The following is a 15,050-nucleotide window of genomic DNA, read 5'->3' as shown; positions in this document are numbered from 1 at the left end:
CCTCCCCCCACCGACCCGCCCCCGGCCCCCCCCCGCTCAACCCCTTCGGCGGCCCACCCCCCCCCCAACCGCCAACGGGGGCCCGCGCTGCGCAGCGCGGCCCGCCGTTCGTGCGCGGAGCGGGTACGGGCGTGGGGGATCCCGTACGGTCATGCGGTGGTGCGGTGGTGCGTCCGTACCGGGGCAACAGGTCGTACCCCGGTACGGAGGGGCCGGCTAGTAGACGCTGACGCCGTAGGCGTTCAGGGCCTCCACGACCGGCTGGAAGAACGTGGTGCCGCCGGAGGTGCAGTTGCCGCTGCCGCCCGAGGTCAGGCCCAGCGCCGTGGTGCCCGCGAAGAGCGCGCCGCCGCTGTCGCCGGGCTCGGCGCAGACGTTGGTCTGGATCATGCCGTAGACGATGTCGCCACCGCCGTAGTTGACGGTCGCGTTGAGCCCGGTGACCGTACCGGAGCGGACCCCGGTGGTGGAGCCGCTGCGGCGCACGCTCTGGCCGACCGTCGGGTTGGCCGCGCTGGTGATGTCCTGGTACGAGCCGTTGTACAGGTAGACCCGGCCGTCGGCCGCCGCCGAGTTGGAGTGGCGGATGATGCCGTAGTCGTTGGTCGGGAAGCTGGTCCCGGCCCGGGTGCCCAGCGAGGCGGTGCCGGCGGAGTTGGTGTACCAGGCGCTGCCGATGTTGGTGCAGTGTCCGGCGGTCAGAGCGTAGTACGTCGAGCCGCTGCGGACGTTGAAGCCGAGGGAGCAGCGGCCGCCGCCGGCGTAGATGGCCTCGCCGCCCGCGATCAGCTTGCTGATCTTGCCCTCGGTGTGCTTGATCGTGACGCCCGCGTCGGTGTCCGCCACGGAGTTCTTGATCTCGGCGATCTCCGCGTCGGAGACCGTGCTGTCGACGGTGACGACGACCTTGCCGGACGCCTTGTCCGTGTACCAGGCCGTACCGGCGATGTCAGCGGCGCCGATGGCGCTGCTGGCGGCGGCGAGCTGCGCCGCGGAAGGAGCGGGGGCCGGCGCCGGGGCGGCGATGGCACTCGGGGCCGCAAGCGCGACCGCGGTCACCAGACCCGAGGCGACGGCGAGGAGCCGGGCTCGTCTGGACACCGCGCTGAGGGGGGAAAAGCGCTTGATGGACACAACATCCTCCATTGAGTGGGGGAGCTTCGCGGCCCGGTTGGGTTAGCGGACCGCTGGCGTACGACCGTGCACGGCCATTCGGTTTTAGCCGTGAACCTGTCAATCGCACGAGGTGAATCCTTGGGTTCGTTTGCTGGTGAGGCAAGGCCGACTTCTGGACCTGCGGCGCGGGCCTGCCCCGATGCCCCGGAACCCGGCCGCCGGGCGCCTTCCCGGCCGGGCGCGCCGCCCCGCCCGGCCGCCTCGCCGGGCTCCCGCGAATGAGCTACAGCAAAGCCCGCGGCGGCGGACGGGGCGGCTGGTGACAGACCGTCAGCACCCTTGCTGAGATGGGCAATCGCCTTCAGTCGTCATTCGGCCACGATTTTGCCAAACGATGGGACATCACAAACACACATGGTTCACCGTGGGTGTCGAAGAGATGACGCAACGGTCTGCCGTGATCTCGGGGTTACGGCCGAAAGCTTGAAATCTCTGCGCGTAGAACGTCCGTTTAACGGCGGCGTACCACGAAATGCTCCGATGATGATCATGGCTGGATCTTTTCGATCTGGCGTGGGGATAGGGGCGGAACGGCGCCCGACCGTGCGCGAATTCGGCCGGTGGGGCGCCCTTGCGTTCGCCCTGGACGTGTGCTGCGGGTGAGGTGCGCGGGTCCTGGGAGGGCGGGCGTCAGAGCGCGCCGTACACCGCGTCGAGCAGCGCCGCCTTCCGCGGGTCGTCGGCGATGTGCGGGCCCATCCGGTTCATGACGTAGCCCACGGAGAGGGCGGCCTCCGGGTCGGCGAGCCCGAAGGAACCGCCGGCCCCGTCGTGGCCGAACGCCCGCGGGTTGGGGCCGTACATGCCGTGCGGACCGCTGAGCCAGAGCCCGAGACCGGCCTCCGTGTCATGGCCGAAGCCGGCGCCCAGCACCAGGTCCCGGCAGCTTCCCTGCCCTTCGCGGACCAGCTCGGCGGTCCGGGGGGAGAGCACGCGCCGCCCGCCGGCCCGGCCGCGGCCGGCGAAGATCCCGTACAGCTCGGCCACCCCGCGCGCCGTCGCGTGCCCGTTGGCGGCGGGGATCTCCGCGGCCCGCCACGCCGCGGTGTTGGCGTCGGCCGCGCCCGTCACGGGATTGGCCAGCGCCGCCAGCATGACCGGCGTCAACCCGGCGTACCGGGCGGCCTGTTCGGGCGTGACCTCGACGGCCGGACCGATCAGCTCGGCGGCGCGGTGCGCCTCGCCCTCCGGCAGCCCGATGGTGAAGTCGATGCCGAGCGGCCCCGTCACCTCCCGGCGCAGGAACGCGCCGGGCAGCAGCCCCGTGATCCGCCGGACCACCTCGCCGACGAGGAAGCCGTAGGTCAGCGCGTGATAGCCGGACCCGGTGCCCGGCTCCCACCACGGCTCCGTCGCGGCGAGCCGGGAGGTGGTCGACTCCCAGTCGTAGAGCAGGTCCAGGGAGTGCGGCTCCCGCGGCCCGGCCAGCCCCGCGCGGTGCGCGAGCAACTGCCGTACGGTGACGGCCTCCTTGCCGGCCGCCGCGAACTCCGGCCAGTACGCGGCGACCGGCGCGTCCGGGTCGAGGAGCCCGCGGTCGATCAGCAGATGCGCGCAGAGCGCCGTCGCGCCTTTGGTCGTCGACCAGACGTTGACCACGGTCTCCCGCGTCCAGGGTCTGTCGCGCGCCGCGTCGGCCCACCCGCCCCACAGATCGACCACGGCCCGCCCCTCGACCCGTACGGTCACGGCGGCGCCCACGTCGCCGCGGTCCCGGAAGTTCCGCTCGAACGCGGCGCGTACGGCGGCGAACCGGTCGTCGCAGTGGCCCTCGACGCGCGGTATGAGCTGGGTCATGAAGCCCTCCCTCACCCCGGGCGGGGCGGACGGCCCGCGGTGGCCCGGGGGTCCGAAACGTACCGACCGGTCGGAGAGGCGGGAAGGCGGTGGAGAGGGGTCCGGTTCAGTCCGTGTCCCGTCGCCGGTGCCGGGCCACCGCGTCGTTGTTGGCGCACCGCACGGAGCAGTAGGCCCGCCTGCCGTTGCGTGACGTGTCGACGAAGGCCAGGCCGCACCGGGCGCGGGCGCACGTGCCCAGCCGGGAGTGGCCGGCGAAGCAGATCACATGGGCGAGCGCGGCGGCCGTGACGGCGCGGATGTGGGCCACCGGGCCGAGGGCGGGATCCGCGTAGTGGAGGTGCGGGTCGTGGCCGTCGTGCACGGTGATGTACGGCTTGCTGGCCGCCTCGGCGAGCAGGCCGTTGACGGCCTCCCGGCGCCGCCGTGGATCCTGCGGGCCGAAGCAGGGTGCCAGGCGGTGGCTCCACGCCTCGACCTCGGCCGCCTCCGCGGCGGTCAGCGAGCGCCGGGCGGTGCCGCGCGCGGCCAGCAGCGGTTCCAGGCTCGCGGGCGTGAACGGGGTGCCGGTGACGGTGGTGTTGACCAGGTCCACGGCGAGGAGTGCGGCCTCGCCGCCGTAGTGGGTGAACTGCATGGCACCACCGTAGCCAATGTAATGGTTGAACGTATCTAGGTCATGACAGCACGCTGGCCGTATGCGAATACGGTGCGGTGACGGTGGGTGTGGTGACGGTGGGTGTCCGGACGAGGACCGGTGCGCGGTGTGCGACAGGGCGGGCGCGGCGGACGACGCCCGCTGGTCCCTGCTCTCCCGCCATACGACGTCGCAGGGAGTGGTGGAGTACTGCGCCTGCCGCTGCGGCGGCGTGGTGGTCCTGGTCGACGGCCGGCTCGCGAAGATCCTTCCCCGCGCGGCCCGGCCCGCCCCGTCCGCGCCGGGAGCATACGGGTGACCGGTGCCGGTGACCCGGCGCCCGCGCGGGTATCCGGAGAGGGCGAGCCCGAAGCCTGTAGTCCTTGAGCCCGTAGTCCTTGAGCCCGTAGTCCCTGAGCCCGAAGGAGAGGACGCCGTGAGCGAACTCCAGATCCTCGTCGCCGTGGCCGCCGTTCTGGTCGCCCTCACCCTCGGCGTCGCGATCGTGCTGGCCGTACGGCTCGTCCGGGCCCGCGGCACCCTGCGGAGGGCGGGCGTGCCCCTGACGAGGAAGTGGCTGTTCTGGGCGGCGCTCGGCTATCTGGTCCTGCCCGTCGACCTGCTGCCCGACCCCGTGTACCTCGACGACATCGGGGTGCTGCTGATGGCGCTGCGCTCGCTGAACTCCGCGGAGGAGAAGCTGCCGTGATTCCGGAACCAGGGGCCGTGGTCGGCGCGATGAAGGGATGATCGCACCGCACCACTAGAGTTTCGGCCTGGTTTCATCGGCACGAGAGGTACCAGTGACTCAGCACGCGATCCCGGACGGCAGCGCTGACAACGCCGGCAGTGGCGGCAGCGGCCAGGGCGCCGGTTACGGCGGCCCGCGCGACTGGTGGCGGGAGTCCGTCGTCTACCAGGTCTACGTCCCGAGCTTCGCCGACGCCGACGGTGACGGCATGGGTGACCTCCGCGGGATCACCGACCGCCTCGGCTATATCGCGGAGCTGGGCGCGGACGCCGTCTGGCTCACGCCGTTCTATCCCTCGCCGCTGGCCGACGGCGGCTACGACGTCGCCGACTACCGGGACGTCGACCCGCGCCACGGCACCCTGGACGACTTCCGCGCGCTGCTGGCGCGGGCCCGGTCGCTGCAGCTCCGTACGATCGTCGACATCGTGCCCAACCACTGCTCCGAGCGGCACCCCTGGTTCGTGGAGGCCCTCGCCTCCCCGCCGGGCTCGGCCGCCCGCGACCGGTTCGTCTTCCGGGACGGCGGCGGCCCGGACGGCGCGGAGCCGCCCGCGGACTGGCAGTCCAAGTTCGGCGGCCCGGCCTGGACCCGGGTCCCCGACGGGCAGTGGTACATGCATATCTTCGCCTCCGAGCAGCCCGATCTGAACTGGGATAACCCCGACGTCATCGCCGATTTCGAGCGCACCCTGCGCTTCTGGCTGGACCTCGGTGTCGACGGTTTCCGCATCGATGTGGCGCACGGGCTGCGCAAGGACCTCACCCCGCCGCTGCGCGACACCCGGGGCGGCGACACCGCGCCCCTCAACGCGCCGCCCAGCGGCGAGGACCACCCGTTCTGGGACCGCGACGAGGTCCACGACATCTACCGCGTCTGGCGCAAGATCACCGACTCGTACGCGCCGCCCCGGATCATGGTCGCGGAGGCGGGGGTCAGTGCGGCGAGGCTGCCGCTGTACACCCGGCCCGACGAGCTCCACCAGGCGTTCAACTTCTTCCATCTGCGCTGCCCTTGGGGGGCCGAGGCGTTTCGGGAGGTCATCGACATGTCCCTCACCGGTGCGGCGTCCGTCGGCTCCCTGCCGACCTGGGTGCTCTCCAACCACGACGTGGTCCGCCACCTCACCCGGTACGCCCTGCCCGAGGGGACCGACCCGCGCGCCTGGCTGATGAGCGAGGGCCCCACGCCCGCGCCGGACGAGGCCCGGGGCCGGCGGCGGGCCCGCGCCGCCGCGCTGCTGACCCTCGCCCTGCCCGGCACGACCTACCTCTACCAGGGCGAGGAACTGGGCCTCCCCGAGGTCGCCGACCTGCCCGCCGAGGCGCTGCGCGACCCGATGTGGGAGCGGACCGGGCGCACGGTGAAGGGCCGCGACGGCTGCCGGGTGCCGCTGCCGTGGACGGCGACCGGCTCCTCGTACGGCTTCGGCCCCGGCGGGAGCTGGCTGCCCCAGCCGGCCGGCTGGGGCGGGTACGCGGTCGAGGCGCAGACGGGCCGCCCGGGCTCGTTCCTGGAGCTGTACCGTACGGCGCTGGCCCTGCGCCGGGGCTTCCGTGGCGACGAGGACTTCACGTGGCTGCCGTCCGCCGAGGGCGAGCTGGCCTTCCGGAAGGGCGCGGGGCTGGAGTGCCGGGTGAACTTCTCCGGCGCCCCGCTGCCGCTGCCCGCGGGAGCGGTGCCGCTGCTGTTCAGCGAGGCCCCGGCGCCGGACGTACCGACGCCGGACGCCCCCACGCCGGAAAGCGCGCCGGAGAGTGCGCAGGGCGGGCTGCTGCTGGCCCCGGACACGGCCGTCTGGCTGGATGCCCGGGGGCCCGTGGAGGGGTGAGGGGCGCCCTCAGGAGGCGGGGCCGGAGGGCCGGACCACCTGGACGACGTGCTTGCCCCGTATCCCGCCGGCCTCCAGCGCGCGGTGGGCCGCGGCGATCTCCGCGAGCGGGTGCACGGCGGCCACGACCGGCCGTACGGCTCCGCTCTCCACGTAACCGGTCAGGTCGGCGAAGTCCTGGTGCAGGGGGTTGCCGCTGAAGGCCCGGATCCGCCGGGAGCCGAAGACGGCGGTCCCGAGCACGTACCCGATCGCGGGGCCCGGCCTGCCGGCGTCGAAGGCGATCGCCACCATGCGGCCGCCCGGCGCGAGCAGCCCCCGGTAGGCGCGCAGGTCCCTGCCGACGGTGTCGAGCACGACGTCGAACGTGCCCAGCTCGTCCGGCCCGGTGGTCCGGTAGTCGTACGCCTCGTCGGCACCCAGTTCCCGCGCGAAGTCGAGGCTCCCGGCCCCGGCGAGCGCGGTGACCCGCGCGCCGAGCGCCCGGCCGAGCTGGACGGCGACATGGCCGACCCCGCCGCTCGCGCCGCGCACGAGCAGCCGCTCGCCGGGCCGCAGGCGGGCCTTGTCGCGCAGCGCCGTGACCGCGGTCGTGCCGACGACGGGCAGCGCGGCGGCCCGCACGAGGTCGGTCCCGGCGGGGGCGAGGGCCACCTGCCGGGGGCGTACGGCCACGTATTCGGTCGCGCTGCCGGACCGTCCGCGCAGAATCCGGTTGCGCGGCAGAGCGCCCCACACCCGGGCGCCCACCGCGGGGCCGGTGAGGCCGGGGCCCAGCGCCGCCACCTCACCGGCGAAGTCGACACCGGTGCGCTTGGGGAAGTTCCGGCCGCCCAGGGCCGCCAGCTTCCCGGCCCGCATCGGGGGTTCGCCGCCGTTCACGCCGGCGCCGTGGACCCGTACCAGCAGCTCGCCGGGGCCGGCGACGGGCGTTGGGACCGTGCCCTCGTAGAGCACCTCCGGGGGGCCGTAACGGTCGTACAGTGCCGCGCGCATCTCGCTCAATGCTCTGCCTGTCAGGAGTGGGGTGGACGGAGTGTCAGGGAATTGGGGGCGTGGGGGAGGGGAGGAATGGGAGCGCCCCGGCTTAAGTGGAAGAGGTCGTTCACTTACTGGTCACGCTAGCACGCTAAATGAACGACCTCTTCCACTTGGGCTAAAGTGAGAGTCATGCCCACTGAACCCTCTCGGATGCTGCGCTCCGACGCGCTCCACAACCGCGAGCGCATCCTCGCGGCCGCGCGCGAGACCTTCGCCGAACACGGCCTCGACGTGCCGATGTCCGCGATCGCCCGGCGCTCGGGCGTCGGCGCCGCCACCCTCTACCGGCGCTTCCCCACCAAGGAGGCACTGGTCACCGAGGTCTTCTCGGACCAGCTCACCGATTGCGTCGCGGTCGTGGACGAGGCCGTGGCCGACCCCGACCCGTGGCGCGGGTTCTGCACGGTCGTCGAGAAGATCTGCGCCCTGCACGCCGTGGACCGGGGGTTCACCGCCGCGTTCCTCACCGCCTTCCCCGGGGCGCTCGCCTTCGAGCGGGAGCGCGAGCGCGCCGAGAAGGCGTTCGCCGGGCTGGTCCGGCGGGCCCAGGAGGCCGGGCGGCTGCGCCCCGACTTCGCCCTGGCGGACCTCACTCTGATCCTTCTGGCCAACTGCGGTGTCGCCACCGGGGCCGGCGGCGCCACCGGGCCGGAGGCGTCCCGGCGGCTCGTCGGCTATCTCCTCCAGGCGTTCCGGACCGAGGGTGCCGAGCCGCTGCCGCCCCCGGCCCCGCTCGGCCTGGACCGTCTGTACGTGGCTTGACGCGACGTCAAGTACTCCGCTGCCACTGCTGGTTGGTGGTGCCCGTGCAGGTGTAGGTGATGATTCTTGCGGAGTTCTCCGCGGACGCGGAGGTCACGTCGAGGCACTCACCGCTCGCGCGGGAGGTCAGTGTGGTGTACCCGCTCGTGTTCACCGCCACGCGCCACTGCTGCTCGGGCGCGCCGCCGCACGCGCGCTGCTGGACGTCGGCCGCCGTCTCCGTCAGGCAGAGCGAGCTGTGCCGGGCCATCAACTGCGCATATCCGTCACCGGTGTTCTTGAACCAGAACCGCTGATTGCCGCCGCCGTTGCAGGTGTACTGCGTCAGTGCGACACCGTCGAGCACCGACTGGTTCGGTACGTCGGCGCACTTGCCGCTGTGCCGGGCGGTCAGCGTCTCGTACGGCCCGCCGGAACCGGTCACGGTGCCCGCCGCCGTGTCGACGGTCAGCTCCGGGTACCAGTCCATGGTCAGGGAGGTGCTGGTCGGGAAGGCGAGCGGCAGCCACACGTACCGCGAGTCGTTGACCTTCTGGCCGAACGAGTTGCCCCACCGGTCGCCCAGGTAGAGGTACGAGGTGCCCGACGTGCCCTGGAGCGGCAGGACGTACGCGGTCTGGGAGTTGTACGCCGTCGAGTCGCCCACGTTCCGCATCGCGCTCCACGGCCCGGCGAGCGAGGTCGCCGTGGCGTACTGCTGCTGGTTGGGGTTCCACCCCGTGGCGCCGGAGGTCAGCATGAAGTACACCCCGCCGCGCTTGAAGAGCGCCGGGGCCTCGCGGTGCCCGCCCGGCCAGGGGTTGGCGACCAGGCTCTCGACGGCGGTGTGGTCGGAGGTGAGCCGGTAGATCTGGAGGTCGTAGTTCTCCCGGGCGGCCGACACCATGTAGCCGGTGCCGTCGGTGTCCGTGAAGACGGTGATGTCACGCGACATGTGGGTGCCGAGCGGCCGGAAGCTCCCCTTCCAGGCGTAGTCGCCGTCGACCGTGGCGGACGTCGCCACGGCGGCCCGCGCCTGGCTGTAGTCCGTGGCGCTCTCCTTGTGCATCCACATCACGAACCGGCCGGTCGCCGCGTTGTAGACCACCTTCGGCCGCTCGATGTTGGCGGCGGCCAGCTCCGGGTCGGTGGCCTGGGTCAGCACATGCCTGCGGAACTCCCAGGTCTTCAGGTCGGCGGAGCGGTACGCCGAGACGTACCGGAAGGTGTTGTCCGCGTTGCGGTTCTCGCCGAACCAGTAGTACCAGGAGCCGACCTTGATGACCCCGCCGCCGTGGGCGTGCACCAACTGCCCGCCGGTGTCGGTGAACTGACCCCCGTTCGTGACGGAGACGGGGCCCGCCTGGACGCGCTGCGCGGAGGGTCCCACCCCCGTGCCCTGCGCCGAGAGCCCCGCCTCGGCGCCGTGCGCGGCGGTCGCGGGGAGGAGGAACCCCGCCGCCGCGACGCAGAGCGCGAGCAGGACCGTACGTACCCGTCTCATCTCAGACACGCTCCCTCAGTACGGTGAAGTGCCGTGCGAAGCCCGAGAGTCCGGGCAGCTGCCGAATCGGCGTCCAGGTGCGCAGCCCGTCCAGGCTGTCGCTGTAGTAGTACTTCTGCTCCGCGTAGCCGTCGAAGTAGATCCGCCAGCCGCCGTTGTCCAGCTGGACGAGCGCGGGCCCCTCGCGCCAGCTGCCCCAGCCCGCCCAGTCGCCGGTGCCGGTGAACGTGTACGGCCCTTCGAGCCGGTCCGCGACGGCGTGCTCCAGATACTTCGTCGTCTCCTGCTTGGTGATCGCGTGGTACTTGCCGTCGTGGCGCACGACGAACGTGTCGATGTAGTTCGAGCGGTCGAGCCCCGCCACCGGCTTCGGCGCCGTCCAGTTGAGCAGCGAGCCGTCCGTCGCGCTCAGCAGATGCGGCCGGAACGTGTACGTGTTCGTCGTGTCCAGGGAGACGATGATGTGCGTACGGCCGTCCGCGTCCACGAACCACTCGGGCGCCCAGGTGCGCGCCACCCCGGCCACCGGCAGGGTGTGGCGGGCGTGGAACTGCCAGTTCGTACGGTCCCTGCTGCGGGCGAACCCGATCGTGTTCCCCGTCCAGTCGGTGGTGTGCGCGATGTAGTAGTAGCCGTCGGTGTGTCTGATCAGGCTCGGGTCGCGGATCAGCCCCGAGGGCGGGGTGTACGCGGGCCCCCTCAGCAGCGAGTAGGCCAGCGCGTCCGCCGACTCGTACACGTACATGTTGGACTCGCTGGAGTTGGTGAACGCCGTCATCGTGTACCGCGTCACCGCCGCGGTGGCGTCCGGCACCGGTCCGTCGGCCACCGGCACCCCGAAGTCGGGGGTGCCGTCCGCCCGCCAGCCCAGCCGCTGGATCCGGGTGTGCCGGTTCGGGTCGTTCAGCGGGTCGCCGTTGATCTCCTTGTACTGCCGGGCGTGGTAGACGAGCACGTCCGTACGCCCGTCCTCGGCGACGGTGAACGAGTTGTGGCCGGGACCGTACTGCCCGTTCGCCGCGCTGCTGACGAAGACCGGTGCGGGCGACTTCGACCAGGAGGCGGGGTTCATCAGATCGCTGTCCGCGCGGGCGGTGAGCAGCCCCACGCAGTAGTGGTGGTCGGTGGCGCTCGCCGAGTACGAGAGGAAGACCCGGCCGTTCCGCTGGATGACGGCCGGCCCCTCGTTGACCCTGAACCCGACGGTCTCCCAGTCGAACTCCGGTGTGCTGAGCCGGATCTGCGGCCCCTTCAGCGTCCACGGATTCGCCATCGCGGAGAGGAAGAGACCGCTGTTGTTGTCGATCCCGGGCTCCTGCTGCGCCCAGGCGAGATAGCGGGTGCCGCGGTGGGTGAAGGTGGTCGCGTCGAGGGAGAAGGTGTCCCAGGCGGTGGTGATCCGCCCCTTCTCCGTCCACGTGCCCTGGAACGGATCGGCGTTGGCGTTCTCCAGCACCCAGATCCGGATCCGCCACACGTCGTCGGCGCGTCCCGCGGCGAAGTAGATGTACCACTTCCCGTCGATGTGGTGGATCTCCGGAGCCCAGATGTGCGCGCCCATGTCGCCGCTCGTGTGCCGCCGCCAGATCACCGACTCCTGCGCGGTCGACAGGCCGCCCAGGGTGGGGGAGCGGCGCAGGATGATGCGGTCGTACTCGGGAGACGTCGCCGTGAAGTAGTACCTGCCGTCGGTGTGCCGGTGGATGTACGGATCGGCGCGCCGCTCCACCAGCGGATTGCGGTACGCGGTTCCCGGCGGCGGCGTACGGTCCCCGCCGGGGCCCGCGGAGGGGACGGCGAGGACGCCGGGCGAGGCGGGTGTGGCGGTTACGGCGGCGCGGGCGACGCCGGGGACGGCGGCGAGGGCACCCGCGCCGAGCGCCCCCTTCAACAGCACGCGTCGGCCGGGGACATCACTGCGGCTCATGCAGTCTCCCTTTCCGGGACAGAGGGGCGCGTCCGATATGTCGAACACCATCTGTGATTCCGAACGCCGAAACCGTAGAGGTGCGGTACGGGGAGGTCAACGGGGCGGACGGGACCGACCTCACCCGTCCCGCCCGCCCCCAGGGCGTGTGTCAGAGGCCGTAACGGCTCTTCAGGTGACGCCAGAAGTCCCGGTACATCCACTGGTCGAACTCGGTGATCCGGGTGGCGCTGCCCGCCTGCATGATGAAGCCGCCGACACCGGTCGGCGTCCAGTCGTAGAAGTCGTCGAGGCCGTAGGTGTGCCCGATCTCGTGCTCCAGGATGTGGATGTCCTCCTGGCCGCGCGCGCCGACCATGTACTCGCTGCCGATGCGCTGCCCCCAGTCACCGCCCGCGCCGCCCTGGAAGCCCTTGGTCAGCCACAGCGACTGGTCGTAGTGGCGGGCGGCGCCGCCGGGACACCTGGAGTAGTCGCCGTTCTGGTGGAAGAAACGCCCGCAGTCGGGCGCGCACTGCGGTGCGCCCCCGCCGTCGAGCACATTGGTGTAGATGTCGACGGAGTTGTCGGTCCACTGGAGCGTGGAGCGGTTCTTGACGGCCCAGCCGACGATGTCGACCGGGACCTGCGCGTACGGGAAGCCCTCGAAGCCCGCGACGGTGTCCGTCCACTTCTTCGACTGGCGCTTGAGCGCGGCGTGGATCTCGTCGCGCAGCTGCGCGCTGACCGGCTGGTCGGACTCCCAGCGGACGCAGTAGGCGATCCGGCCCCGGTTGGCCATCACCTGGTCCCAGCCGTAGTTCCGGAAGCCGTACAGATCGGGGTAGGTGGACTCGACGTGCCGCCAGACCTCGTCCAGCGGCCGGACGAGCTGGGCGGGCGGGTTCCAGGCGGCCGCCGGCACGGCCGCCGTGGGCGCGGCGCCGGCGACGACGGGGACGGCGCCCGCGGGGGTGACGAGGCCGAGAACGGTCAGCGCGCCGACGATCAGGGCGACCACGGCGGTACGCAGTGCGGGTAAGGACATCACGGCTCTTCTCGGGGTGTGGGGGCTGTGGGGGTGGGCGAGCCCTGCGGCCCGCCCACCCCCAGGTCTCCGCCGCGCGCCGAAAGGTTGCCGCGCGTTGGCGGGTTCCGTCCATCACGGGGAACGTGGGGAGAGGGGAGGGACGGGAGAGGGGAGGGGCGACGGACAAGGGACGGTACGAGGCTCCGGAGGAAGCGGATGTCCGAGACGAACACGACCATGAGCGACGCGGAGCTGGCGGGTCTCATGGCCCACTGGCGCGCGGCCGACTACCTGGCGGCCGGGCAGATCTACCTCCTGGACAACCCGCTCCTCACCGAGCCCCTGCGCCCGGAGCACATCAAGCCCCGGCTGCTCGGCCACTGGGGCACGTCGCCGGGGCTGAACCTCGTCCACACCCATCTCAACCGGGTGATCAAGGCGCGTGACCTGCCCGTCCTGTGCGTCTGGGGCCCGGGCCACGGCGGCCCGGCGGTGCTGGCCAACTCCTGGCTGGAGGGAAGCTACTCCGAGACGTACCCGGACATCGGCCGGGACGCGGAGGGCATGGCCCGGCTCTTCCGGCAGTTCTCCTTCCCGGGCGGAGTGCCCAGCCATGTCGCCCCCGAGACGCCGGGCTCCGTCCATGAGGGCGGCGAGCTGGGCTACTCCCTCGCGCACGCCTACGGGGCCGCCTTCGACCACCCCGAGCTGCTGGTCGCCTGTGTGATCGGCGACGGGGAGGCGGAGACCGGGCCGCTGGCGGCGTCCTGGCACTCGAACAAGTTCCTCGACCCGGTCCATGACGGCGCGGTGCTGCCGATCCTCCACCTCAACGGCTACAAGATCGCCAACCCGGCCGTCCTCGCCCGGATCCCCGAGGCGGAGCTGGACGAGCTGCTGCGCGGCTACGGGCACGAGCCGCTGCACGTCGGCGGCGACGACCCGGAGACCGTCCACCGCGCCCTGGCGGCGGCCATGGACACCGCACTGGACCGGATCGCGCTGATCCAGCACACCGCCCGTGAGGAGGGGATCACGGAGCGTCCCCGCTGGCCGGTGATCGTGCTGCGGACGCCGAAGGGCTGGACCGGCCCCGCCACCGTCGACGGCCGGCCCGTCGAGGGGACCTGGCGCGCGCACCAGGTGCCGCTGTCCGGCGTACGCGACAACCCCGCGCATCTGCGGCAGCTGGAGCAGTGGCTGCGCTCGTACCGGCCCGAGGACCTCTTCGACCACCGGGGCCGCCCCCGCCCCGAGGTGCTCGCCTGTGTGCCCGGGGGCGACCGCCGCCTCGGCGCCACCCCGTACGCCAACGGCGGCCTCCTCCTGCGCGACCTGCCCGTACCCCCGCTGGAGCGGTACGCCGTCGCGGTCGACCGGCCCGGGGTGACCCTGCACGAACCGACCAGGGTGCTCGGTGAGTTGCTGGCGGCGGTCATGGAAGCCACCGCCGGGCGCCGCGACTTCCGCGTCATGGGCCCGGACGAGACCGCGTCCAACCGGCTCCAGGCCCTCTACCGGGCCACGGGCAAGGCGTGGCAGGCGGAGTCCGCGGCGGTGGACGAGGATCTGGACCGGCACGGCCGGGTGCTGGAGATCCTCTCCGAACACACCTGCCAGGGCTGGCTGGAGGGGTATCTCCTCACCGGCCGGCACGGCCTCTTCTCCTGCTACGAGGCCTTCGTCCACATCGTCGACTCCATGGTCAACCAGCACATCAAATGGCTGAAGGTCTCCCGCGCCCTGCCGTGGCGCCGCCCCATCGCCTCCCTCGACTACCTGCTCACCTCGCACGTGTGGCGCCAGGACCACAACGGCTTCTCCCACCAGGACCCCGGCTTCGTCGACCATGTGCTCAACAAGTCCCCCGAGGTCGTACGCGTCTACCTGCCACCGGACACCAACACCCTGCTCTGCGTCGCCGAACACGTCCTGCACAGCCGCGACCACGTCAATGTCGTCGTCGCCGGCAAACAGCCCTGCTACGACTGGCTCACCCTGGACGGGGCACGCGCCCACTGCGCGCGCGGCGCCGGCGTCTGGGAGTGGGCGGGCACCGAACGCGAGGGCGCCGCGCCCGACGTGGTGCTCGCCTGCGCGGGGGACGTCCCGACCCAGGAGGTCCTGGCGGCGGCCCTGCTGCTCCGCCGCCATCTGCCACGGCTCGCCGTCCGGGTCGTCAACGTCGTCGACCTCGCCCGGCTGCTGCCGGACACGGAGCATCCGCACGGACTCTCCGACCGCCAGTACGACGCGCTGTTCACCCCGGACAAACCCGTCGTCTTCGCCTACCACGGCTATCCGTGGCTGATCCACCGCCTCGCCTACCGCCGCACCGGCCACCCGGACCTGCACGTACGCGGCTACAAGGAGTCGGGCACCACCACGACCCCCTTCGACATGGTCGTCCGCAACGACCTCGACCGCTACCGGCTCGTCATGGACGTCATCGACCGCGTCCCGGGACTCGCGGTACGCGCCACGGGCGTACGCCAGACCATGGAGGACGCCCGGCTCAGGCACCACGCCTGGATCCGCGCGCACGGCACCGACCTGCCCGAGGTCGTGGAGTGGAGCTGGCAGCCCGTCCCTCTGCCCCCCGATCCCGACTGAGCCGGGCTCGCTGCCGGGGCGCC

The 15,050-nt window shown here is 72.2% G+C and carries 12 protein-coding genes and 1 pseudogene; 5 read left to right on the top strand and 8 right to left on the bottom strand.

The genetic code is table 11. The annotated features are described in order from the left end of the window. Positions 1-216: 216 nt before the first annotated feature. From ACFXKG_RS23375 to ACFXKG_RS23365, 3 genes are all read right to left on the bottom strand, one after another. Positions 217-1,134, bottom strand: coding sequence for a S1 family peptidase (locus ACFXKG_RS23375; protein ID WP_384842258.1), 918 nt, complete (start codon positions 1,132-1,134; stop codon positions 217-219). 672 nt (positions 1,135-1,806) lie between these two features. Then, positions 1,807-2,973, bottom strand: a complete 1,167-nt coding sequence (locus tag ACFXKG_RS23370; protein ID WP_384842255.1) for a serine hydrolase domain-containing protein — start codon at positions 2,971-2,973, stop codon at positions 1,807-1,809. A 106-nt stretch (positions 2,974-3,079) separates the two neighbouring features. Next, the gene (locus ACFXKG_RS23365; protein WP_384842252.1) at positions 3,080-3,610 is read right to left on the bottom strand and encodes a CGNR zinc finger domain-containing protein; all 531 of its coding nucleotides are present in this window, start codon (positions 3,608-3,610) and stop codon (positions 3,080-3,082) included. A 127-nt stretch (positions 3,611-3,737) separates the two neighbouring features. Between ACFXKG_RS23365 and ACFXKG_RS23360 the strand changes: the two genes are divergently transcribed. The 3 genes from ACFXKG_RS23360 to ACFXKG_RS23350 all read left to right on the top strand — a co-directional run bounded on the left by ACFXKG_RS23360 (position 3,738) and on the right by ACFXKG_RS23350 (position 6,192). Further along, positions 3,738-3,929, top strand: a complete 192-nt coding sequence (locus ACFXKG_RS23360) for a hypothetical protein (RefSeq protein ID WP_384842249.1) — start codon at positions 3,738-3,740, stop codon at positions 3,927-3,929. 117 nt (positions 3,930-4,046) lie between these two features. After that, positions 4,047-4,319 carry a YkvA family protein gene (locus tag ACFXKG_RS23355; protein ID WP_384842246.1) on the top strand — a complete coding sequence of 91 codons (273 nt, stop codon included), beginning with the start codon at positions 4,047-4,049 and terminating at the stop codon, positions 4,317-4,319. 94 nt (positions 4,320-4,413) lie between these two features. Further along, complete coding sequence (locus ACFXKG_RS23350) at positions 4,414-6,192, top strand: glycoside hydrolase family 13 protein (protein WP_384842243.1); 1,779 nt, start codon at positions 4,414-4,416, stop codon at positions 6,190-6,192. A 9-nt stretch (positions 6,193-6,201) separates the two neighbouring features. On the opposite strand, the gene ACFXKG_RS23345 is transcribed toward ACFXKG_RS23350, so the two are convergent. Further along, on the bottom strand, positions 6,202-7,197 hold the full coding sequence (locus ACFXKG_RS23345; RefSeq protein WP_384842240.1) for an NAD(P)-dependent alcohol dehydrogenase: 996 nt from the start codon (positions 7,195-7,197) through the stop codon (positions 6,202-6,204). Between the two features lie 165 nt (positions 7,198-7,362). Between ACFXKG_RS23345 and ACFXKG_RS23340 the strand changes: the two genes are divergently transcribed. Then, positions 7,363-7,995 (top strand): TetR/AcrR family transcriptional regulator, encoded by a 633-nt coding sequence (locus tag ACFXKG_RS23340; protein ID WP_384842237.1) that lies wholly within the window; start codon positions 7,363-7,365, stop codon positions 7,993-7,995. Between the two features lie 7 nt (positions 7,996-8,002). On the opposite strand, the gene ACFXKG_RS23335 is transcribed toward ACFXKG_RS23340, so the two are convergent. From ACFXKG_RS23335 to ACFXKG_RS23320, 4 genes and pseudogenes are all read right to left on the bottom strand, one after another. Beyond that, on the bottom strand, positions 8,003-9,478 hold the full coding sequence (locus ACFXKG_RS23335) for an RICIN domain-containing protein (protein WP_384842235.1): 1,476 nt from the start codon (positions 9,476-9,478) through the stop codon (positions 8,003-8,005). Between the two features lies 1 nt (position 9,479). Then, positions 9,480-10,223, bottom strand: coding sequence for a glycoside hydrolase family 43 protein (locus tag ACFXKG_RS23330; protein WP_384842390.1), 744 nt, complete (start codon positions 10,221-10,223; stop codon positions 9,480-9,482). 75 nt (positions 10,224-10,298) lie between these two features. Beyond that, positions 10,299-11,405: pseudogene (locus ACFXKG_RS23325) on the bottom strand (family 43 glycosylhydrolase); the annotation flags it as partial. Between the two features lie 151 nt (positions 11,406-11,556). Beyond that, on the bottom strand, positions 11,557-12,432 hold the full coding sequence (locus ACFXKG_RS23320; RefSeq protein ID WP_384842232.1) for a hypothetical protein: 876 nt from the start codon (positions 12,430-12,432) through the stop codon (positions 11,557-11,559). A gap of 198 nt (positions 12,433-12,630) precedes the next feature. Between ACFXKG_RS23320 and ACFXKG_RS23315 the strand changes: the two genes are divergently transcribed. Beyond that, on the top strand, positions 12,631-15,027 hold the full coding sequence (locus ACFXKG_RS23315) for a phosphoketolase (RefSeq protein ID WP_384842229.1): 2,397 nt from the start codon (positions 12,631-12,633) through the stop codon (positions 15,025-15,027). The last annotated feature ends 23 nt before the right edge of the window (positions 15,028-15,050 follow it).

It is taken from the genome of Streptomyces sp. NPDC059255 (assembly GCF_042752355.1).
Lineage (GTDB): Bacteria > Actinomycetota > Actinomycetes > Streptomycetales > Streptomycetaceae > Streptomyces.
Note: the sequence above shows the minus strand (reverse complement) of the source record. Positions and strands in the feature narration are given on the sequence as shown.